Source organism: Desulfomonile tiedjei DSM 6799 (genome assembly GCF_000266945.1).
GTDB lineage: Bacteria > Desulfobacterota > Desulfomonilia > Desulfomonilales > Desulfomonilaceae > Desulfomonile > Desulfomonile tiedjei.
The window spans coordinates 6436397-6456832 of sequence record NC_018025.1 but is presented as its reverse complement, the minus strand read 5'-3'; the positions used below and the strand labels follow the sequence as shown (position 1 = coordinate 6456832).

Genomic DNA, 20436 nt, shown 5'->3' with positions numbered 1-20436 from the left:
TCTGGCTCCTTTCAGTGGTGCCGTTTTCTAAAATATTCTTGAGCTTCTTCCGGTTTCATAGGTACAAATTCAAATTGCCCGGGTGGGATAGGAAACTTTTCTTTTGGGGGTAACACCAGGTCCTTGACGTCTTCCAGAGCTATTGAATCGTCAATTCTTCGTTGCACCAGGTCGATGAGCATGTCGTCGTACCCGAGATTATTCCCCAGGATGACTTTGACCTGCGGGTAGAGATTCGCTTTTTCCTGCATCATCTCAGGTATGTCCAGAACCAGATGCAATCCGTCATGCAAGAAATACGGTATGACAATCACGCAGGTCGCGCCGTTTCTCACGCATTTTTCAAACGTTTCAGGAAAATGGGGACCGAGTCGCGACATGTAGCAGACTTCCACCATGAAGTATCCGTGTTTTCTTTTCAAGCCCTCTGCAACTCGCACCATGTTTTTTCCGGCTTCGGGGACTCGGCTTCCATGACCGAGAAGAATTATCGCGGTAAGTTCCATGCTCAATGCCACACCTCTTTTCTCTCTAAGGGACCGGAATCCCGGTCTCCTGCAATGAAGATCATTGTTGACTCGCCTCCATCTGTTTTTCCATCGCGAGAGAGCAAAGGGCATGTATCGCGGCAACGGCCAAGGGACTGCCGCCGCGCCGCCCATTTATCGCAATAAATGGAACCGCAAGGGTCATGAGTTCGTCTTTACTCTCAATCACGTGCACAAACCCCACTGGCATGCCGATTACCAGAGCAGGCCTGAGCCCTTCCTCCATAACAAGACGGTTCAGCTCAAGAAGAGCGACCGGTGCATTTCCGAACACTGCTATTGCCCCATCGAGCACAGACCGTGCCTTGCGCACCGCATGGAGCGATCTGGGTAATCCTGTTTCCCGGGATTGACGGGCAACTTCCTCGTCTGCCACATGGCAGACAATAGAATCAGCTTTGTACGCAGGACAGACTTGCCTGAGCCTTGCCAGAGAGAGACCCGATCGGATCATATTTGAATCGGCAAATATCGGAGCACCGGACCGAAGAGCCTTGATTCCCTCGGAAATGGCATCCTTCGAAAAACGTACGTTCTCGGCAATACCGAAATCTGCAGTGGTATGAAGAAGCCGCCGGACCACCTGCCATTCGTCCGGGGAAAAAGGAGCATTCCCCATTTGACTGTCAATTATCTCAAATGAGCGGCGTTCAATTTCCTCGCCTGTCATAGGCGCATTCAGAAAATCATGCATCAAAGGCCTGGCCGGAGTCTTCTGCGTCATAAAACAGAACCTTTCAGAGCAATCGATCGGAACCGCTGAACAGCCCCGGGTTTAGATGCAAAATGTGCATGCACGTACGTCGCCAGAACCGCACCGGACTGAAATCCCTCAAGCACAGCCCTCTCATTCCGTCGATACATCACGGAATAGGTCCGATTCCAGCCGACTTCAGAAAGTGTGTCTTCTTCAAGCTCAGAGTAATGGAATTCATGTCCCCTGATGCGGTCTCCAGCAGCGCCGAACAGAGAATCTTCCCGCAAGGTGACTTCTACATATCCGAGAGATTTTCGATGAGGAAGCATCCGGCTCCACACGGGAAACACTCCGGTCATCGGGTGTTTTGTCCCGTTTTGCGCCTCAATTCCTTGTGCAAGGTACATTAGCCCACCGCATTCCGCATAAACAGGTCTGCCGGTTCTGCAGAACTCTCGAACTGAATCAAGCATTCTGGTATTTGCAGAAAGCTCGGCTGCATGCACTTCCGGATATCCGCCACCGATGTAGAGAGCGTTCAGGTGCTGGGGAATTCTTGTATCTCCCATAGGGGAAAAGTACACCAGCTCAAATCCTGCGGACCTTAGAGCTTCCAGGTTGTCCGGATAATAAAAGTGAAAAGCGTCATCCAGGGCTACTCCCAGCCGGAGCGATTCGCTCTGGGACGAATTCGGATCTGCCTCTTGTTCAGAAACGATTGGAGGCAGAGGCATCGTCACTCCGGCATGCTTCAGCACTTCATCCAGACACCCGTATTGTTCCAGCGCGTCCCCCAAGCGGGATAGAGTTTCCTGTGCCAGATTACGGGAATTCGCAGAAACCAGACCGAGATGACGACTCGGCAACTCCGGAAAAGCACCTCTCGGTATGGCAGCCAACAAAGATGGCAGATCGGCAGAGTTAAGCGATTCAGCCAGCCATTTTCCGTGCCGTTCCGAACCACACCGATTGGCGAGGACTCCTTTTACTTTGATGCCTGAATCGAACCGGCAAAATCCATGAACCAGAGCCGCAATGCTTCTAGCCATACCGTGAGCGTTCACCACCAGAAGCACGGGAGCATCCAGGAGCCGCGCAATTTCTGCTGTACTGCCATCTTCAGCAACAGGATCGCTCCCATCGAAAAGACCCATGACCCCTTCCACCACGGCAATATCAGCCCCGGCGGATTTTTCACGAAAAAGGCGCTGGGAGTATTCCTTGCCTGCCATCCAACTGTCCAGGTTGTAACATGGTCTCCCTGATGCCAGACTGAGATAGGTCGGATCGAGGTAATCGGGTCCCACTTTGAATGTCTGCACGCGAAGCCCGCGTTTTCGCAAAGCGCTTACCAACGCAAGTGTGACTGAAGTCTTTCCGACTCCGCTGTTGGATCCCGCGATTACCAGTCTAGGGCACAGTAAACTCACGTTACTCTCACCAGATCGTGTGGATAACGATCGATCTCGTTGTAAGAAAAAAGGCCAGGGCAATCCCTGACGTGACCAGCAACAGGCTGTTGGCTCTTGCTATATGAACAGGTTTCACCGGAAAGATCGGATCGCCAAGTGTCGGTTTCTGAGAAGGCTGTCCGCCGTAATAGCTCAAACCGCCAAGCTGTATTCCCAGAGCGCCTGCCATAGCTGCTTCAGAATGTCCCGAATTAGGGCTCGGGTGCTTTCTTCTGTCCCGTACGAAAATCCAGGCTGAAAGCAACCACTTTTGTTTTGTTACGAGGGCAGCGAGGGGAACCAATAAACCGGTTATTCTCGCGGGCAGGTAGTTGGCCAAATCGTCTATCTTTGCAGACGCCCATCCGAATTCGCGATACTTTTCGTTTTTGTACCCGAATGTGGAATCCAGCGTATTTATAGCTTTGTACACCATAATCCCGACAGGACCGCCCAATACGGCATAGAACAGGGGAGCCGTTACGGCATCCACCATGTTTTCCGCGACACTCTCCACCGTGGCCTTTATCACCCCCGCTTCATCGAGTGATTCCGTATCGCGACCGCAAATCATGCCCACCCGGTTTCTCGCCTCAGGTATGGACCCAGAACAGATTGCTGCATACACGGCTTTACTGTGGGCCAACATGTCACGGGCAGCTATTCCCGCATATAGAAAGTAAATGGAGACAAGATCTCCAAGAAATGGATGCCACTGTGCCGCAAGACTCATTAATCCCCAAACCACAAGACCGGTAAAGAGAATGGTTCCTGCAGCCACAGCTATGCCGGCGCGTCTTGGATCTTTTATGGCGGATCGAGCAGGGTGTTCCAAAAGTTCGGCAAACCGGCCGATAACCCTTACAGGATGGGGCAACCATCGAGGATCTCCAAAGACGAGATCAAGCATGATAGCGATAATTATTTGATATTCCAGCGACATTACAGTCCCATCAATCTGTAAATTTCTTTCATGCGAATGGACGCACGCACTGCCTCAGCAAGCCGATCGAATGCAGGCTCCAGATCGTACACTGCACAGATTCTGCATTTGGGCGCCAGCCCTTTTCGAACGAGAAGCCTGTCTATGAACCATCTGCGGAATTCATCCGCATCGAAGATTCCATGAAAATAGGTGCCCCAAACCTGTCCGTTCGAAGACATTGCACCGTCGGTGTGGCCTTGCTGATGCTTTATCAATGGTTGCGTATCGGTGCATTCGGTGAGTCCATGGTGAATTTCGTAGCCTTTGACAGGAAGGCCGGAAGCGAGATGAACTCCTTCCGCGCGAGTCAAGGTTTTTTCCAAAGCCATCAAAGTGGTAACATCCAGGAAGCCCAGGCCGCTCATGGTTTTGCCGGAGGACTCAAGGTGATGAGGATCCGATATTACCGATCCGATCATCTGGAATCCTCCACAAATTCCGATCAGTTCCGTACCGTTCTGAATAAGCTGTCCGATTTTGTCCGCTATTCCGGCCTGACGCAGATACTCCAGATCGCCGATCACATTTTTGCTTCCGGGAAGGATGACTGCATCCGGATGGTTGAGCTCCGCGGCAGTTCTTACGATAGTCACCTTCACATCAGGTTCGAGATGGAATGCATCGAAATCGGTAAAATTCGAAATATGCGGTAGATCAATGACCGCTATTTCCACCGAATCATGCACATTTGCAGGACCGACACGGGATATGGATTTGAAAGTAACCGAATCTTCTTCCGGCAGTCCAAGATTGTGGAAATAGGGAACTATTCCGAAGGTCTCGCGTCCCGTGTGCTTGTACGTATAATCCAGAGCATCCTGGAGAAGTCCCGGATCGCCCCGGAATCGATTCACAAGGAATCCGGCAACCTGCGCTCGTTCCCATTCACTGAGCACTTCCATGGTGCCCACGAATGATGCGAAAACGCCACCGCGGTCGATGTCGCCCACGAGAATCACCGGAGCCTCGGCATATCGCGCCATCTGCATATTTACGATATCATGGTGTTTGAGATTCACTTCTGCAGGGCTCCCGGCGCCTTCCAGAACAATGACGTCAAATTCGTCTGCAAGGGAATCGTAAGCTTCTTTCGCTTTTTCGAAGGCAATAGGCTTGTACCGGACGTATTCCATCACATCCATATTGCCCACCGGCTTACCATTTACTATTACTTGACTACCCGTATCGGTATTCGGTTTGAGAAGTATGGGATTCATGCGGACATCCGGGTCAAGCCTGCAAGCTTGGGCCTGGACTACCTGAGCGCGCCCCATTTCTCCGCCGGCTCGGGTCACGAAAGAGTTGAGAGACATATTCTGGGATTTGAAAGGGGCAACTCTGAACCCGTCCTGGAGGAGAATTCTGCACAATGCAGCGGTGAGCACGCTCTTTCCTGCATTGGAGCTTGTTCCTTGAAACATGAGAGCCGGTTTTTTGCGGATTCGGGATTTAACGTTTTGTCCCGGTCCCATGATTTGTCCCAGTGCAGCAACGAGTTTCTCGTTTTGTTCCGGGGTTCGCACCGCGACTCGGAAGAATCGGCTGTCCAATCCATCAAAATTCGAGCAGTCCCGAATTGCTATGCCCTGCTTGAGCAGTTTTCGGCCCAACTCTGCTGAATCCAGGTTCGTATCCAGCCTGATCAACAGGAAGTTTGCGGTCCCGGGATATACGTGCAGTCCCGGTATGGAGGCGAGTTCAGAATAAAGCGCCTGTCTGCAGTCGGTCACGAAAGATCTGCTCTTTTCCCTGTATTCCCGATCCAGGAGAGCAGCCTGACCGATTGCCAGCGCAAAGGTATTCACGCTCCAGGTGGGCTGGATTCTACGAATCGCTTCCGCAAGACCCGATTCCAGAGCAGCCAATCCAAGCCGTATTCCTGGTATTGCATAGATTTTTGTAAGCGAAAGGAGCACGGCCACGTTGGGCGGCAGATCGTGTGTCAGACTGCGGAACCCTTCCACAAAGTCCCCGAAAGCTTCGTCCACGACAAAGAATGTGGAAGGATTTTCCTTCACGAAGGTCCTGAGTTTCTCAGGGTCCAAAAGGAGCCCGGTAGGATTATTGGGACTGCACAGGAACACGATTTCTCCACCGTGTATCATCGATTGCAAGTGCTTCCAATCGAGGCGAAAGTCCTCCGATTCCTTCAACACGAGCTTCACTACGTCCAAACCGGCTGCTCTCGCGGCTTCTTCATAATCGGAATAGGTGGGAACAGCAATAACGGCTCTTCGAGCACCAACTGCATGAGGAATCAGATGCAGAATTTCCGTCGAACCGTTTCCCGCCACGATGTTTTCAGGGCTGATTTCATAACGGTCTGCGGCTGCAGCAATGAGATCGGAACAGGTCGGGTCCGGGTAATGCACTATGGACCCTAATACTGAACTCGCGAGTCCTCTAAGCCATTCAGGAAATCCGAGAGGATTGATGTTTGCCGAGAAATCGATGATGCTATCCTGCGGGATTCCCGATTCCCGGGACAAAGCCAAGAGATTTCCGCCGTGTTTCCGTGATGTCATGTACACCGCCGATCATACGTTTGCCTGGGATACCGATGCTTCCTCAAATGTCGCCACTTCAGTGAGAATGCGGACCGCTGCGTCTACAAGCGTCATGGCGAGAGCCGCACCGGTTCCTTCACCCAGCCGCATATCCAAATTGAGAAGGGGCTTTGCTCCGAGATGATCGAGAGCTATGATATGCCCCTGCTCGACACTGCGATGTGCCGCTATCATGTAATCGCGCGACGCGGGACAGATGCTCGCTGCTATCAACGCTCCGGCTGTGGAGATAAATCCGTCGATAAGGACTGGTTTGCGCCTGGATGCAGCCCCGAGAATGAGTCCTGCGATTCCACCGATCTCAAATCCGCCTATTTTTGAGAGTACATCCCAGGGATCGCGGGGGTCGGGGTTGTTGACCTTGAGAATCTTCTTTATCACTTCGACTTTGTGAAGAAATTGATCGTCTTCGATTCCTGTGCCGCGACCCGTTACTTTCTCAGGCGGTTGGCCCGTGAAAGCGGCTACAATAGCGCTACTGGGGGTTGTGTTTCCGATACCCATGTCTCCGGTGCCGAAAAGACTGTAGGAAAAGCTCAACTCATGAGCTATCTCGATCCCCGCTCTTACCGCCAGTATTGCTTCCTCACGCGTCATTGCGGGCCCAACACCCATATTGTCCGTGCCCGGCCGGATGCGCCTTGAGACAAAATTCAGATGGCCTTCGACTCCTTCAATTTCTCCGGCCACGCCCATGTCCACCACGACTACATCTGCTTTTACAGTCCTGGCAAGCGCGTTGATTCCGGCTCCGCCGCGCAGAAAGTTGTGAACCATCTGAACCGTAACTTCTGCAGGGTATTTGCTCACGCCCTCCGCTGTAACGCCATGATCCCCCGCCATGGTCACAATGACCCGGTTATCGAATTTCGGGTTCATCGATCCGGTCATCCCGGCAAGATCCATGGCTAGGTCCATGAGTCTGCCCAATGCCCAGTGCGGCATGGTGAGCATGTCCAGCCTTTCCTTGGCTCTATTGCGAAAATATGTGTCAGCCGGTTCTATCCCGGCGATTGTCTGTTCGACCAAATTCATAAAGAAGTCCTTTCCTTAAGAGTCAGTGGTAATCCGCACGCAACGAGCATGACCTCATCGGCCTTTGTGGCAATTATCTGATTACAGCGTCCGACAAGATCCCTGTACAAGCGTCCCAGAGGGTTTTCGGGGACAATTCCCGATCCCACTTCATTGGTGACGAATACGACTGTTGCATTTGAAAGGGAACAGGCATCCAGCAATTCTCCCACTACCGAGATCAGCTCGTATTCGGTAAAGTCTTTTTCCTGCAATGAAGCTTGGTACATCAGATTGCTAATCCACAGGGTCAAGCAGTCGACAAGATAAACGGAATGCCTGGACTGAGCGAGAATTGGAGCGATTGCGACGGGTTCCTCAATAGTGTCCCATAATCTATCGCTTCTCTGCTCTCTGTGCTTTCTGACCCGCTCAGCCATTTCTGCGTCCTTCGGCTGACAGGTCGCAATGAAGCCACGAGATCCGGGAAGAGATTCGGCCAGATTCAAAGCGTAATCACTTTTTCCGCTTCGACTACCGCCTGTGATAAGAACGATCCTCGCCATTTGAGACCTATTTATTATGCTATTTTGAGGAACAATCCGGAAAAATTCAAGTAGCTTTCCAACATGAGTAAAAGGCTCAGTCGGAAAATTCTCCCTGACCGGAGTTCACATAAGCGTCTCAACATCCTGAATACAAAAACAAATATACGCTAAGCGCGTAGCGACAGGAAACCTGCCCGTGCCAGAGGCAGTGTGCGGAAGGAGAATCGATGGTCAGAAGCATAAAAAAATCCTCGGGTATGCCCGAGGATGCCGTTTTTCATCCTGCTGCCATGCTCTCGAACCGCGAAGAGCGTGACGCTATAGCTCCCATGGGCAGGTCTTCTGGCTTCCGGTTCGTTTTACTCGCCGCCCTTCCCATCAAGAATTGACAGTGGTATTGCGGCTTTCATCCCCGGTTACAGCGGCGGGTCCGCAACGGATTTGCACCGTTTTCCCTAAAATCCTGATTTTTAGGATAGCCCAATTACTGAACCTTAACTAGTAGGATAACGGTCGAAGGCTACAACAGTCAAGGAAAAAAATCCGGGAAACTGTGTCGACACCCCGATCCTGACCCGAAAAAGTCGCTGGAAGCGCGACCGAACGTAGCCGTGGGCGCAACCGTTTGCTACAGCATGTCGCGCAATGAAGTTTTTCCGTGCACTCCAATCTTTATAGCGATTGCCAAAAATTTTGACGTTTATCCCATGCTCCAACACAAGATACTGGTGGGAACCGGCGTCCCTGTCGGTCCATTATATCGATATCATTGATCATATTAAAGATGTGCCGGCACGGAGGCACGGCACCCACCAACATTCTTATTTCAATCGGATACCACTTTTGGCAATTCTTTATACGTTGTCATCGATCCTCGGAATGAGCCTGATCGGGATTTCCGCAGTGAAACGGCAACAGGGAAGATCAGACATTGTCGCACTTTGAGATGGAGAACATCAGGCCTCATGATTTTGACTTCTTGATTTTTTTCTGCTGTTGGTTTAAATTTGATGCTCACCCATCGTTTTTCCAGCAGATACTTAGATCCAGGAGACTTCACTCATGGCAGATTTCGAGCCCACTATAGTAGCATTTTGTTGTCATTATTGTGCGTACGGCGCGGCGGATCTCGCCGGCAGCATGAGACTTGAATATCCTACCAATATACGAGTTATCCGACTGCCTTGCACAGGAAAGATTACGCCGGTTTTCCTGCTCCGGGCTTTCGAGAAAGGCGCTGACGGCGTATACGTTGCCGGCTGTCTTGAAGGTGATTGTCACTTCATCCAAGGAAACCTGGTGGCCAAACCTCGCGTGAATTATACGAAGAAATTGATCCAGGAAGCCGGTCTCGAGCCGGAACGCCTGGAGATGTTCAACATGAGCGCCGCCATGGGCCCGAAATTCGCCGAAGTCGCTCGTGAGTTCACGGAACGCATCCGCAATTTGGGTCCCAGTCCACTTAACAAAAAGCATAAGAATACGGTAAAAGCGGCTTAAAACAGGCAAAGTCCCTTTGGAGGCGAAAAATGGTCATAGGCGAACGGAAACCCTTCGATGAAATCATGCGTATGATAGAAGGGAACAAGAAAATCATGGTACTGGGATGCGGTGGCTGCGTAACAGTATGCCTTACGGGCGGTCACGATGCAGTACGCGTTCTGTCCAGCCAACTCAGAATAGCACGCGAAAAAGAAGAAAAACCGCTCGAAATTATCGAACATACTATAGAACGACAATGCGATCCCGAGTACATCGAGCAAGTGGAGAGCATGGTTCCTCAAGTGGAAGCAGTTGTCTCCATGGCATGTGGCGCAGGCGTGCAGTTCATGGCGGAAAAATATATGGGAATTCCGGTGTACCCTGCTCTGAATACCGGATTCGTGGGCGGTTCCAAGAAAGAAGGATACTACGTCGAACGCTGCCAGACCTGTGGTGAGTGTAAACTGGCGTACACCGGCGGAATCTGTCCCATAGCCCGTTGCTCGAAAAGCCTTCTGAACGGTCCGTGTGGAGGCTCCACGAAGGGCAAGTGCGAGATCGACCCCGATGTGGATTGCGCCTGGCAACTGATAATCGATCGGCTGAAATCTCTCAATCTCATGGATAGATATGAACAGATCATGCCGTCAAACGACTGGAGATCCAATAGGGACGGAGGTCCCCGCAAGATGATCAGGGAGGACTTTCAACGATGAGCGTCGAGTGTAAAACAAACAGCAAACTCGAGAAGATTCTCAGGTCCGGCCAGTTCGCGGTAACCGGCGAATGCGGCCCACCTCGCGGCGCCGATCCGGAAGTCATCCGAAAAAAATGCCAGCTCCTGAAGAATAATGCAGATGCTTTCAATATTACCGATAACCAGACTTCAGTGGTGAGAATGTCCTCAATCGCTTCCGCTGTGATCATGATGCAGGAAGGGATGGAGCCGGTCATGCAGATGGTATGCAGAGACCGGAACCGAATCGCCATGCAGAGTGACATTCTCGGTGGCGCTGCTCTGGGTATCAACAACATGCTCTGCTTGTCCGGAGACCACCAGAAATTCGGAGATCATCCCTCAGCGAAGAACGTGTTCGATCTGGATTCGATTCAACTGATTCAAACAGTCCGCGGCATGAGAGACAACGGGAAATTCCTCGGTGGCGATGAAATCAAGGGTGTTCCCAAATTGTTCATTGGAGCTGCGGAAAACCCCTTTGCGGACCCCTTCGAGATTCGGGTGCCGCGTCTGGCCAAGAAGGTGGCGGCCGGAGTGGAGTTCATCCAGACGCAGTGTATTTTCAATGTGAAGAAATTCGGGGAATGGATGAAAGGCGTCGTAGATCGGGGTCTTCATGAACAGGTGTTCGTCCTCGGTGGCGTCACTCCGTTCAAATCATTCGGCATGGCAAGATACATGGCCAATAACGTGCCTGGAATGGACGTCCCTGATGAACTCCTGAAAAGGATGAAAGATACGCCAAAAGAAAAACAGGCCGAAGAAGGCATCACCATAGCCGTAGAGACCATTCAACAGCTCCGTGAGATGAAAGGCATAGCCGGAGTCCACATCATGGCTATCGAATGGGAAGAAAAGGTCGGAGAAATCGCACAAAAAGCGGGACTTCTCCCTCGACCTGTCGTCTGATCTCCTACAAAGAAGCAAAATCGGGGAAACTCTTCTTACAAGAAGGGTTTTCCCGTTTTTTTTGATAAATGTATTATGCTTCCGATTTATACGTGATCTCGGCATTGCGGGCTCAGCCCTTGTAGGGGCGTGCCACGATTTCTTATACATTCGAGATTCTTGAGACACGTTCTCCCCTCCCGGTCCATCATGCCGATATCATTGATCATACGAAAAATAATCCGGCACGGAGGCACGGCACCCACCATATTCTTGAATATTCATTTGGATAATTAACTCTGGGGATCACGATAAAATTTTCTGGAGGGTTTGGTGAACCTTTCTACAAACGAAGATTCACCAACTTTTACTATTCAAAAGCGAAATTCTTACACTTTCATCACGGCAAAGATCATCCGACCCGCGGTAGTCTGGAGCACGCTGGTTACGGTGACTTCCACAGTCTTCCCCATGTATCTCCTGCCGTTATCCACAACAACCATAGTGCCGTCGTCCAGATAAGCCACTCCTTGCCCATGCTCTTTGCCTTCCTTGAGGATCTGCACTTTCATGGTTTCGCCGGGCAGGACCACCGGTTTCAGAGCATTTGCAAGCTGGTTGATATTGAGCACCTGGATGGAATGCACTTCCGCGACTTTGTTCAGATTAAAATCGTTGGTAATAATTGCGTACCCCGTCTCCTTGGCCATTTCTATCAACTTTTGATCGACTTCTTTGACAGACGGATAATCGGTTGCTTCAATAATGATGACCACATGCGAGAGCTTCTGCATTTTGTTGAGAATATCCAGTCCCCGTCTGCCACGCGTCCTCTTTGTGGCTTCTGAAGAATCGGCTATCATCTGGAGCTCTTTGAGAACGAACTGAGGAATTATGAGATCGCCGCAGAGGAAACCGGTTTCGCACACATCTGCGATGCGACCGTCAATGACAACGGAGGTATCGAGGATTCCGATGACGTCACGCACTTTTTCCTTGCCGGTCTCGGATTTCTTCTTCAGCTCTCTTCCCTTCGTGGATCCGAGCTGCAATCCCACGAGACACAAGATCATCGTGACTGTCACATAAATCAGCAGGCCGATTTCAAGTCGTTCCAGATTGCGTTGAATGCCCCAAGTGATCAGATTGGAGGCCAATGCTCCAGAGATGACGCCGACCGCTCCTCCGATGATTGAGAAGGGGTCGAGTCTGATCCACATGCGGAGTAAACGAATGACAGCGATTCCGAGGAGCGCCCCTGCTCCCATATACGCAACAGTGCCCGTCGCGTCTCCGACCAGAGTCCACCCCAACAAGCCGCCAAAACCTATGCACGCTGTCAGGAGGACGACGGAAAGCAACTTACTTGGCATAGACAAACGGTCCCTTTCCTTGCAGCAAGGAGAACCTTGAATGGTAATACTTTTATTCCGTCTCGGCTGGCGGTCTTGTTCGGCTGAATATCTTGTTAATGGTCTTTTCTATTTCAGTCTCTTCGGTCTTTTTTGCCACAGAGAGTTCTTTTATCAAGAGATTTCTTGCTTGATCGAAAAGCCTGCGCTCGCCATGTGATAAGTCTTTTGTTTCTTTCAACAAACATAAATCCCGGTATACTTCGGCAGCTTGAAAAATGCTGCCGCTACGCATTTTTTCCTGATACTCGCGATGACGACGATTCCATGTCTGGGAATCTGTCTTCAAAGCTCTGTTCTGCAATATTTCTATTACCTTACTGACTTCGGATTCATCCACGATTTTGCGCACTCGATTGGATTCAACTTTGTCTACAGGCAGTTTTATCACCGGTCGTTCATTGGCGGTCTTAATTTCTGTCTCCAAGATGTAACATAGTTGATCGGAATTCCCGATTTTTTCTTTTCTTATATCGGTTATTCGCGCTACTCCATGAATCGGATATACCACAACTTCACCGATTTCAAATTCTGACATACTTACCGGCTCCCTTTCTTTATTTCCCGCCAATTCCTAAACAGTTCACAACAAATAATATAAGTCCCCCCTTGCAATGTGTTGATATTACTCAGCCTACTCATTCCGCTAAATTTATGATGCTTCAGATAACCCTTGAAGTCATTAAACAAAAACGATAAAATCCGAATACTGGTAGGTGGGTTGTGGGATCAACCCCATTCTCTTGAACCGGGGGGGAGAATATACAACGTATAGTGGCTTGTCAATAAAAAAGCACTACATGGAGCACATATGAATCCCTTCATAATATGCATAGTTACGATTGACGACATGGAGAAAGCCGCTCTGATAGCGCGTGTCCTGGTTGAAAAAAAATTAGTTGCCTGTGTCAATATTGTTCCTCAAATTCGCTCAATTTATTCTTGGAAAGGACAAATATATGATGAATCTGAATGCCTTATGATTATGAAAACTCGGCGTGAGCTTTTTGGAAAACTCCAGACCGCTGCAAAAGAGCTCCATCCTTACGAAGTGCCTGAAATCATTGCACTTGAAATAGCAGAAGGGCTACCTGCCTACCTGAGCTGGATTGATGAATCAACCCGACCGAAATTCTGACCCCAAGAGTATAATTGAAAATGGCTGTAAAATCCTAGGGATATCTGTCCATGCCGACGCAGCAGAAAAAATGATGATTCATTTTGCATTGTTACGGGAATGGGGGGAAAAGATCAATTTAACGGCTCTATCAGATCCTCAGGAAATAGCTGTGCTACATTATCTTGATTCGTTGGCCGTTTTCAAAGTCTTGCCGGTCACAGAAGGTATGTCTGTTCTGGATATCGGATCTGGAGCCGGTTTTCCAGGTTTGGTGATCAAAATCGCTAACGAAAATATAAAACTTACACTTCTTGATCGCGATGCCAAGAAGATAGTGTTTCTTAAGTATGCTGCCAGTGTGCTCCAACTGCGCGAGATTAGATTTCTTAATATTTCGGTCCAAACCCTCACGGAAAATCCCGACCGCCCGGCATATGACGTCATAGTGTCACGGGCTTTTTCTCTCCGATCGGAATGGATGACCCCTTTGGGGATGATTTTGAACCCTCGCGGAATGCTGGTTCGCATGGCCGGTCCCGCTTCACGGAAAGAAGATCTCTCCTTGCCCGGATTCGAGCTTGAGAACATGTGGGAAGGTCATTTGCCGTTTTCATCTCATTTCAGAAGGATAATTCTCTATCGTAAAATCGACCCCTCGTAGCGAGATCCTCCGCCCTTCCCTAACAGATTATTCACATTGCAGTAACGTTGAGCTGTTGTTTTGCGCTCAGGACATCGCAGCCTTCGCTATATTATGTGCACAACTGCGAAAATGGTATTAGTCACGTATGCCGAGTTCTTTTTTGGTTCCGTCGTGACGTATGAGATACATCTTCGGCCGATCCGAACAGCGACAATTCGATCGAAACTCGTCATACATCTTGCCGGCAGTCTTTTGAATTTTAGCGTAATGGCAGGTCTTCGATTTGACGACATAGGAATCGGTCAACTCGTCCCAGCAGTAGCCAAAGACACCTAATCGGTTGTCGAACCGACTCCGCTCTTTCATATAGGCGATAAATTCTTCGAGATCGCCATCCACTTTTTGCGTCATTCTTTTCTGCTTGTCCGGGATGTCTTCCTTTTCCGAATTCGAGACTTTCATCTCTGCGTACTGCTGTAAAGCTTGCTCTCTGTTCAGCCTCCGCCTTGCATCTTTTTCCTCTTCACTGGTTTTGATTCTTGTCTGTTCACGAAGGAATACTTCTCGTTCTTTCTCTTTTGCGGAAGGATCGGGTGCAGGCATTTTTCTGCGCCAATCGCGCAAATACTCGTTGGTTCGTTTCACTGCCGGATTGTGAGCGTCATCCTGATATTGGAATTCTCCGGAATACACTCCAGCGGCCATGGCGAAATGAGCTTTCACTTTGGCGCGAATGGCAGCTTTCTGGGGTTCCCCTCCATAATAACCGTCTTTTTGCTCCCGGTTGAACAGTCGATTCGTCAATTCTTCCACTGCCTCACGGCGGGCCTTGTCGAACAACATTCCGTACTGCTGATAATCATCCGGCCCATAATCCCCCGCAAGAGCGGAATATGCCAGGTGCAAACTTATTCCGAGCGCTATGAAAAGGACTGCTTTTCTCATGACCGCTCCGTTTCATACTGACAAGATTACGGCTCAATTTCTTGGGCGATCAACTGTGCTTCTTCCAGATCCTTTGGAGTATTCACATTCATGATGAATCTGAATTCAGGATCGTAAGGATAGAGTTCTTCTTCTGAGACTTCTCGTACCCTTACTCTTTTCAAAAAATCAATAATTTTGAGATCTCCGGACGCCAGTAGGTCCCTGATGTACGGGAGGCACTCTTTTGCATAAACCGCGTGTAGCGGCTCAAGTCCGCCCGGAAGACGGGGGATGATTACGTCCGCCTCACCTCGCAAATCTGTCAGATGCTCTATTACAGCCCCATTGAGAAATGGCATATCGCACGCGGCGAGAAATCCCCATTGTCCGGTACAGAGCGTCAAACCGGTGTACAATCCTCCGAGAGACCCGCGACCGGGGTAAATATCACCATGCATGGGTAGCCCCAGGAAAGAGAAATCGTCGGGAGAATTGGTAATCACGAGGACTTCGGGAAACAACTGTAGCAGTATTCCAGCAGATCGTTCAATAATGGTACGACCGCGCACCCGCAGTAGAGCCTTGTTCACACGGCCCATGCGGCGAGACTCTCCCCCGGCCAACAAAATGCCGGAAATCAAACCTTGCTGAATGGGCTGTTTCTTTGCAGACACGTACTTTTCCGGAGAAGTGACTAAAGATTTCTCGAGGGGGACGATTTCAGGCGCTAATTTACCAGCACCGGACTTCTTTTTGCAAGGGGGGATCGATAAACATAGACGTTAAGATAAAGAGATCCCTGTGCATATTTGTGCCAAAAATTCTGTCGTTTATCCCGCGTCTGAATTACAGGATATTGGTAGAGACCGGCGTCTCTGCCGGTACATCACAGCGATATCATTTATTAATATTGAAGATGTGCCGGCACGGAGGCCGGCACCCACCAATACTCCTTATTTCTGAATCAGACATTAGTTTTGGCACCTACCTATAGTGGAGAGAGAAAAAGAGGGGGTACTCCTCAATGGGAAGTATCCCCCTCAGATACTGGCAAGAACTTTACGGGAGTTCTACCTTCTCGTCGGTGGTATTGCCCGTTCGGGAGCAGCAGACGGTGATTCGGGTCTGGTTTCTACGGAGGGTTTGGCTTCCTGAGTCAAGGTGATTGCCCGTTTGGTCAAGCGATCGATATTCTTCGTCACTTCAGACAATTGCCGTTTATAGAGTTCCAGGGTCTTGGAGTATTCAGCGTACTGATCTCTGCAGGAACGATCCCTGACAAATCTGTTCAGGCTGTTGACGACGAGTGAGCGAAGCAGTTCGAGCTTCTTGTATGAAGTGAGATATTCACTGATATTTTCATCTATCGATTGCAGGTCCGGGAACCTGGACCTATCACAGATGTTCATCAGGTGGAGGGCGAGGATATCGTAACGAGCGATGAAGCCGGGATCGACCTTGATCACCCAGATTCTTTGGTTAATCTCCGAAAGCAGCTCTGCATATCTTTTGTACAAAGGGAGGTCCGTCACGGGGACGTCATAGACCTTGAACTCTATCTTGTCCACCCATTCCGGTTCTTCGAAAGAGAGATATCCGCCCGTCTTGACTATAGTTTCGCCCTTTTTGTATTCTGGACGGTTAGATGGTGAGATAATCCTTGAAAAAATAAGGCGTTCCGCACATACCCGGTTTTGTGTAAAGATTCTGGGAAGGAGGAACGCCAGTTGAAGAGATCTATACCAGATCCGTTCGGGATTGACGAGATTCATTTCAGAGCGTGTTTCAGCGCACCGAGTTTCCGTATCTTCGTTGCGCTGGTGGTCGGTTGGGTGCTCACTATGGGCAAGCACACTATCAGCCAGGTGATTCTGACCATGAGACTCCATGAATCCAAGCACTTCGCCAGCATCTACCGATTCCTCGGCAAGGGACGATGGGAGACTGACTTTGTCTCCTATTTCGTCTTCAGAATGTTGGTAGAAACGCTGATTGCAGAAGGGATCGAGATCCTTGTGGTGATTGACGACACCTTGAACAAGCACACTGGCAAGAAGATCTGTGGCGCGGGCTGGCAGCATGATGGTTCACTCCCAAAGCATACTAAGCAAAAGGGGTATGGAGTGTGCTTTGTCATCATAGGACTGGCGATTCGCCTTCCCGGCATCAGCGATCGCATGTTTTGTCTGCCATACGCTGCCCGCCTTTGGTGGCCGCCAAAGGCCAAGTTTAATCCCAAGAGCCTGCCCTACAAGACAAAACCCGAACTTGGATTGGATCTTATAAATCTGACTCATTCATGGCTCCAAGAGGGAGAAAGACTGAGAATTGTGTTCGACCTGGGATACTGCTGCGATACCATCCTCAAAGCACGACCCAAGAATGTGCACATTACAGGGAGGCTGAGAAAGGATGCAGCTTTGTTCGCTGTGCTGGAACCTGCTCCATTTACAGTGATGGGCAGACCTCGCAAGAGAGGCGCTCGACTGCCCTCCCTGGAAACGATGTTCCAGGACCCCAATCTGGGGTGGAATGAGATTAGGGTCTTCTGCTATGGAAAACAAACTAAGCTCCTGATACATCAGTTCACGGCGCTATGGTATCATAGCGCAGGGCAACAGCCTCTTTCGATCGTGTTGTGCCATGACCCGGCCGGCCACCATGCCAATATGGTGTTTTTCGATACGGACCCTCAGGCTGCACCACAGCAGATTATCGAGCGCTACGCTGCACGCTTTAGCATTGAGATGACCAATCGAGAGACCAAGAACCTCCTGGGTGCGGCTGAACCTCAGTGTCGGAAAGAGACCTCGGTAACCCGTGCCCCTATGTTTGCTTACTGGGCCTACTGCTTTGTAGTGCTTTGGTTCGTTGGGCAATTCGTCACTGCAAAGAACCTCGTTGCCGACCCGGCTCCCTGGTACTGCCGGAAAAAGTCGTTCACCTTTTCAGACATGCTGGCAGCAGCTCGAAGGAGTCATTTCTCGCTGAGAATTTATTCGAAAGCCAGCCGAATCAATAAGTTCGAAAAACTCAACGGCCCGCGCTCCACGCGCGGACTCGACCATGCAAGAATCGCGAAACTATAGTAGTTATATCAGTTGCCAAAATTAGTGACCGATTGAAGATTAGGAAGATTGGTAGGTGCCGTGCCTCCGTGCCGGCACATCTTAAATATGATCAATGATATCGATAGAATGGACCGGCAGGGACGCCGATCCCTACCAATATCCTGTAATTCACACGAGGGATAAACGACAGAATTTTTGGCACTGACTATAATGTCGGCAGAATGCAGCGGGAAGGCAAGGTCAAATATTTTGTGTCGCATCCCCTTACGATGCCGTCACATTCACTCTCGAGCCATGCACATTGCAAGGTCTCAACTGAGCCGCGTGCCAAATGAGACCATAGACGGCGCAATCGGTGGCTCCGTAGACATCGATCCTCAGGAACGCGCCGCATCGTGAACCAGTGGGGTACGTCGAAACGACAATGGGGCCGGGAGCACAGAGGGACTGGATTGGAGTAGGATCTATCGAGTGAGTGATGGAAAGCTGGCGAAAGTGATGGGAAGTGAAGAGATAGTCATTCAGGTTTACTGTTCCACTACGAAATACCCCGTGACGCCGGACAGTTCGGCAGACGTTTCGAGCACATCGGAAGATCGTTTTCCGCAGTTCAACAAGTTCGCATCCTGTCGGACGTGCCAGAAATCATGAAGGATTCAGGAAATGTCCTGAGTTCTTTTTTCGTCAGGGTTAACACGAGGTTAACATGAGTGAAGGAAAGGCTCAATATTTTAAACCTGGCACAGGAGACGAGTGAAGCCACTTTTTAGCGAGATCAGGCAAGCATTCCCACCGCGGGATATTCATTAGGGGGCTGGTGCTTCTTACATCTCGGCCCCATGTTCCCGAAGAACGTCTTCTATTTCACTGTGCTGCATGCCAGTGGCCATAACCAGTGCTGTCTCGCCGTTGCAATTCTTGGCGTTCACGTCGGCGCCGTGCTCCAGAAGCAGTCTTACCGGTTCAATGCGGCCCTGAACGGTGGCACCCATGAGGGCAGTCCAGCCGTCTTGATCAACCATGTCGATGTTTGCTCCTTTGTCAAGAAGCAGCTTCATAACCTCCAGGTTTCCGCGGACTGCAGCCTCCATTAAAATAGTGGTCTTGTACTTGCCTTTCGATGCATTGATGTTTGTTCCTTCGGCGAGGAGTCGTTCCAGCGATGCAAGGTCATCTTCAGCGACAGCGATTCGCGCCGCCTCATCCTTGTCCCTTTCCTTGGCCAGTCTGTTGGCAAGGGCCAGCGCTCCACGGATTCCGGTTCGATAGATCTTCGGGTCACTCATCAAGGTTCCTCTTTCCATTCAATGCCAGAGCAGTTCGTGAGGCTTTCGAGTAGTCGTTACGAGTCGAACAGCGATTGTCGATTTGTCAGTGATTGTCGATTTGTCGTTTCGGAAGCATAGAATCGCGCACCGGAACAACTGTCTTCCAGCTTCGCCTTGGGCCCAAAATCTGTGGAGTAAATAGGAACAACTCCTGCCTTCTCAATGACGTCCACGGCAATCTGATCCGCGATCACGGACACCGCCGGAATCAGCTAATTCTCCCTAGTCAAAGCTTATTACGCCTTGGGCCCCGCGTCAACAATGAGGAGACCGATCTGATGACGCTGCCGGGTCGAACCTCACATGCTATGCGAACCGATAATTTCACTCCCGGAGATTTTCTGGTAGAACCAGAGGGGAGAAGCACAAATATGGTGGAGAAGAGAGGTAGACCATGTCGGACGATCCCAAGACGTTTCTTACGAGCGGAAGATTTGATTACTCTCTCAACGTGGCTCAAATCAGGGCCAAGGAGGCAGCCATCTTCGATCACGATCAAGGCAATCCCTATGGTACCGGGATTCAGAAGGCTGTTGAAGAATTCCCTCGAGAGTTAGGAGATCCCAGAATCAGACTCGGGTACGAACAGGCTTACAAAGAGACATGGGAAGAGCTTGAAAAAGATGAGTCGTAATTAGGCTGCTGATTTTGGTTTCCACAACTCTTACTACCAAGAGAAGAGTTGGGAGGATTCTAAGATGTAATGGACTGGGGTCTCCCGAGGAGGGATTTCCTTGGTCCATTTTGCGCTGCATCCTTGTTCCCAAAACTAAACAAGTACCCGGAGACGGGGGAGGAAGAGACCATCACGCCTCCGGGTTTCTCGAAAATCGCCGGAAAAAGCTATCCCCTTCTTATTCGGGCGATACATGACAATTAATAGATAGACCCCCTCTGCAGAAGTCGAGGCTCCTTTCAACAACCGGTCCCCAATGCTGTGTGGAAACCGATCCGAGAGATCGATGCACATTGAAATTTACAGGATGCGATTTGGGAATTCTGAAGCTGTTAGCGGT

At 50.1% G+C, this 20436-nt stretch carries 21 protein-coding genes and 1 riboswitch; of the genes, 8 read left to right on the top strand and 13 right to left on the bottom strand.

Going from position 1 to position 20436, the window contains the following annotated elements; translation table 11 throughout:
* Positions 1–11: 11 nt before the first annotated feature.
* The 7 genes from DESTI_RS27790 to cobU all read right to left on the bottom strand — a co-directional run bounded on the left by DESTI_RS27790 (position 12) and on the right by cobU (position 7828).
* Positions 12–506: a sirohydrochlorin chelatase gene (locus DESTI_RS27790; protein WP_157212409.1), complete on the bottom strand. Its 495-nt coding sequence runs from the start codon at positions 504–506 to the stop codon at positions 12–14.
* Between the two features lie 61 nt (positions 507–567).
* The gene (locus DESTI_RS27785) at positions 568–1272 is read right to left on the bottom strand and encodes a precorrin-8X methylmutase (RefSeq protein ID WP_014813252.1); all 705 of its coding nucleotides are present in this window, start codon (positions 1270–1272) and stop codon (positions 568–570) included.
* Positions 1269–2675, bottom strand: coding sequence for a cobyrinic acid a,c-diamide synthase CobB (locus tag DESTI_RS27780; protein WP_014813251.1), 1407 nt, complete (start codon positions 2673–2675; stop codon positions 1269–1271). The genes DESTI_RS27785 and DESTI_RS27780 overlap by 4 nt, the downstream gene beginning before the upstream one ends.
* Positions 2676–2682: 7 nt before the next feature.
* Positions 2683–3639, bottom strand: a complete 957-nt coding sequence (gene cbiB / locus DESTI_RS27775) for an adenosylcobinamide-phosphate synthase CbiB (RefSeq protein ID WP_014813250.1) — start codon at positions 3637–3639, stop codon at positions 2683–2685.
* A complete protein-coding gene (locus DESTI_RS27770; RefSeq protein WP_014813249.1) occupies positions 3639–6206 on the bottom strand; it encodes a cobyric acid synthase in 2568 nt (855 codons plus the stop codon). Before DESTI_RS27770 ends, cbiB begins: the two co-directional genes overlap by 1 nt.
* Positions 6207–6218: 12 nt before the next feature.
* A complete protein-coding gene (gene cobT, locus DESTI_RS27765) occupies positions 6219–7283 on the bottom strand; it encodes a nicotinate-nucleotide--dimethylbenzimidazole phosphoribosyltransferase (protein ID WP_014813248.1) in 1065 nt (354 codons plus the stop codon).
* Positions 7280–7828 (bottom strand): bifunctional adenosylcobinamide kinase/adenosylcobinamide-phosphate guanylyltransferase, encoded by a 549-nt coding sequence (cobU, locus tag DESTI_RS27760; RefSeq protein WP_014813247.1) that lies wholly within the window; start codon positions 7826–7828, stop codon positions 7280–7282. Before cobU ends, cobT begins: the two co-directional genes overlap by 4 nt.
* A 297-nt stretch (positions 7829–8125) precedes the next feature.
* A riboswitch (cobalamin riboswitch) is annotated at positions 8126–8307 on the bottom strand.
* Between the two features lie 565 nt (positions 8308–8872).
* On the opposite strand from cobU, the gene DESTI_RS27750 reads away from it, so the two are divergent.
* The 3 genes from DESTI_RS27750 to DESTI_RS27740 are packed head-to-tail and all read left to right on the top strand — an operon-like array spanning position 8873 to position 10940.
* Positions 8873–9310, top strand: a complete 438-nt coding sequence (locus DESTI_RS27750; RefSeq protein WP_014813245.1) for a hydrogenase iron-sulfur subunit — start codon at positions 8873–8875, stop codon at positions 9308–9310.
* A gap of 29 nt (positions 9311–9339) precedes the next feature.
* Positions 9340–10008: a methylenetetrahydrofolate reductase C-terminal domain-containing protein gene (locus tag DESTI_RS27745; protein ID WP_014813244.1), complete on the top strand. Its 669-nt coding sequence runs from the start codon at positions 9340–9342 to the stop codon at positions 10006–10008.
* Positions 10005–10940, top strand: a complete 936-nt coding sequence (locus tag DESTI_RS27740; RefSeq protein WP_014813243.1) for a methylenetetrahydrofolate reductase — start codon at positions 10005–10007, stop codon at positions 10938–10940. The genes DESTI_RS27745 and DESTI_RS27740 overlap by 4 nt, the downstream gene beginning before the upstream one ends.
* Before the next feature lie 368 nt (positions 10941–11308).
* On the opposite strand, the gene DESTI_RS27735 is transcribed toward DESTI_RS27740, so the two are convergent.
* Positions 11309–12292 carry a PIN/TRAM domain-containing protein gene (locus DESTI_RS27735; RefSeq protein ID WP_014813242.1) on the bottom strand — a complete coding sequence of 328 codons (984 nt, stop codon included), beginning with the start codon at positions 12290–12292 and terminating at the stop codon, positions 11309–11311.
* A gap of 52 nt (positions 12293–12344) precedes the next feature.
* Positions 12345–12869 carry a CarD family transcriptional regulator gene (locus tag DESTI_RS27730; protein WP_014813241.1) on the bottom strand — a complete coding sequence of 175 codons (525 nt, stop codon included), beginning with the start codon at positions 12867–12869 and terminating at the stop codon, positions 12345–12347.
* A gap of 273 nt (positions 12870–13142) precedes the next feature.
* Here DESTI_RS27730 and cutA point away from each other — a divergent pair, with 273 nt between their 5' ends.
* Both cutA and rsmG read left to right on the top strand, forming a co-directional pair.
* Positions 13143–13469, top strand: coding sequence for a divalent-cation tolerance protein CutA (cutA, locus tag DESTI_RS27725; RefSeq protein WP_014813240.1), 327 nt, complete (start codon positions 13143–13145; stop codon positions 13467–13469).
* 70 nt (positions 13470–13539) lie between these two features.
* Positions 13540–14112, top strand: a complete 573-nt coding sequence (rsmG, locus tag DESTI_RS27720) for a 16S rRNA (guanine(527)-N(7))-methyltransferase RsmG (protein ID WP_157212298.1) — start codon at positions 13540–13542, stop codon at positions 14110–14112.
* A 117-nt stretch (positions 14113–14229) separates the two neighbouring features.
* Here rsmG and DESTI_RS27715 read toward each other — a convergent pair whose 3' ends face one another.
* The 3 genes from DESTI_RS27715 to DESTI_RS27705 form a co-directional block, all read right to left on the bottom strand.
* Complete coding sequence (locus DESTI_RS27715; RefSeq protein WP_014813238.1) at positions 14230–15039, bottom strand: hypothetical protein; 810 nt, start codon at positions 15037–15039, stop codon at positions 14230–14232.
* Between the two features lie 26 nt (positions 15040–15065).
* Positions 15066–15695 (bottom strand): molybdenum cofactor guanylyltransferase, encoded by a 630-nt coding sequence (gene mobA, locus DESTI_RS27710; protein WP_014813237.1) that lies wholly within the window; start codon positions 15693–15695, stop codon positions 15066–15068.
* A gap of 396 nt (positions 15696–16091) precedes the next feature.
* Positions 16092–16589 (bottom strand): hypothetical protein, encoded by a 498-nt coding sequence (locus DESTI_RS27705; RefSeq protein WP_014813236.1) that lies wholly within the window; start codon positions 16587–16589, stop codon positions 16092–16094.
* 159 nt (positions 16590–16748) lie between these two features.
* Between DESTI_RS27705 and DESTI_RS27700 the strand changes: the two genes are divergently transcribed.
* Complete coding sequence (locus DESTI_RS27700; RefSeq protein ID WP_014808181.1) at positions 16749–18110, top strand: IS701 family transposase; 1362 nt, start codon at positions 16749–16751, stop codon at positions 18108–18110.
* Between the two features lie 453 nt (positions 18111–18563).
* On the top strand, positions 18564–18743 hold the full coding sequence (locus DESTI_RS27695; RefSeq protein WP_041286389.1) for a hypothetical protein: 180 nt from the start codon (positions 18564–18566) through the stop codon (positions 18741–18743).
* A gap of 173 nt (positions 18744–18916) precedes the next feature.
* On the opposite strand, the gene DESTI_RS27690 is transcribed toward DESTI_RS27695, so the two are convergent.
* Positions 18917–19378: an ankyrin repeat domain-containing protein gene (locus DESTI_RS27690; protein WP_014812139.1), complete on the bottom strand. Its 462-nt coding sequence runs from the start codon at positions 19376–19378 to the stop codon at positions 18917–18919.
* A 436-nt stretch (positions 19379–19814) separates the two neighbouring features.
* Here DESTI_RS27690 and DESTI_RS27680 point away from each other — a divergent pair, with 436 nt between their 5' ends.
* Positions 19815–20054, top strand: coding sequence for a hypothetical protein (locus DESTI_RS27680; RefSeq protein ID WP_014812140.1), 240 nt, complete (start codon positions 19815–19817; stop codon positions 20052–20054).
* Positions 20055–20436: the final 382 nt, after the last annotated feature.

Bases quoted from the DNA above. Each gene is read 5' to 3' on its own strand.
- DESTI_RS27790 (WP_157212409.1), bottom strand. From the start codon at position 506: ATGGAACTTACCGCGATAATTCTTCTCGGTCATGGAAGCCGAGTCCCC.
- DESTI_RS27785 (WP_014813252.1), bottom strand. From the start codon at position 1,272: ATGACGCAGAAGACTCCGGCCAGGCCTTTGATGCATGATTTTCTGAAT.
- cbiB (WP_014813250.1), bottom strand. From the start codon at position 3,639: ATGTCGCTGGAATATCAAATAATTATCGCTATCATGCTTGATCTCGTC.
- DESTI_RS27770 (WP_014813249.1), bottom strand. From the start codon at position 6,206: ATGACATCACGGAAACACGGCGGAAATCTCTTGGCTTTGTCCCGGGAA.
- cobT (WP_014813248.1), bottom strand. From the start codon at position 7,283: ATGAATTTGGTCGAACAGACAATCGCCGGGATAGAACCGGCTGACACA.
- cobU (WP_014813247.1), bottom strand. From the start codon at position 7,828: ATGGCGAGGATCGTTCTTATCACAGGCGGTAGTCGAAGCGGAAAAAGT.
- DESTI_RS27750 (WP_014813245.1), top strand. From the start codon at position 8,873: ATGGCAGATTTCGAGCCCACTATAGTAGCATTTTGTTGTCATTATTGT.
- DESTI_RS27745 (WP_014813244.1), top strand. From the start codon at position 9,340: ATGGTCATAGGCGAACGGAAACCCTTCGATGAAATCATGCGTATGATA.
- DESTI_RS27740 (WP_014813243.1), top strand. From the start codon at position 10,005: ATGAGCGTCGAGTGTAAAACAAACAGCAAACTCGAGAAGATTCTCAGG.
- DESTI_RS27735 (WP_014813242.1), bottom strand. From the start codon at position 12,292: ATGCCAAGTAAGTTGCTTTCCGTCGTCCTCCTGACAGCGTGCATAGGT.
- DESTI_RS27730 (WP_014813241.1), bottom strand. From the start codon at position 12,869: ATGTCAGAATTTGAAATCGGTGAAGTTGTGGTATATCCGATTCATGGA.
- cutA (WP_014813240.1), top strand. From the start codon at position 13,143: ATGAATCCCTTCATAATATGCATAGTTACGATTGACGACATGGAGAAA.
- rsmG (WP_157212298.1), top strand. From the start codon at position 13,540: ATGATGATTCATTTTGCATTGTTACGGGAATGGGGGGAAAAGATCAAT.
- DESTI_RS27715 (WP_014813238.1), bottom strand. From the start codon at position 15,039: ATGAGAAAAGCAGTCCTTTTCATAGCGCTCGGAATAAGTTTGCACCTG.
- DESTI_RS27690 (WP_014812139.1), bottom strand. From the start codon at position 19,378: ATGAGTGACCCGAAGATCTATCGAACCGGAATCCGTGGAGCGCTGGCC.
- DESTI_RS27680 (WP_014812140.1), top strand. From the start codon at position 19,815: ATGTCGGACGATCCCAAGACGTTTCTTACGAGCGGAAGATTTGATTAC.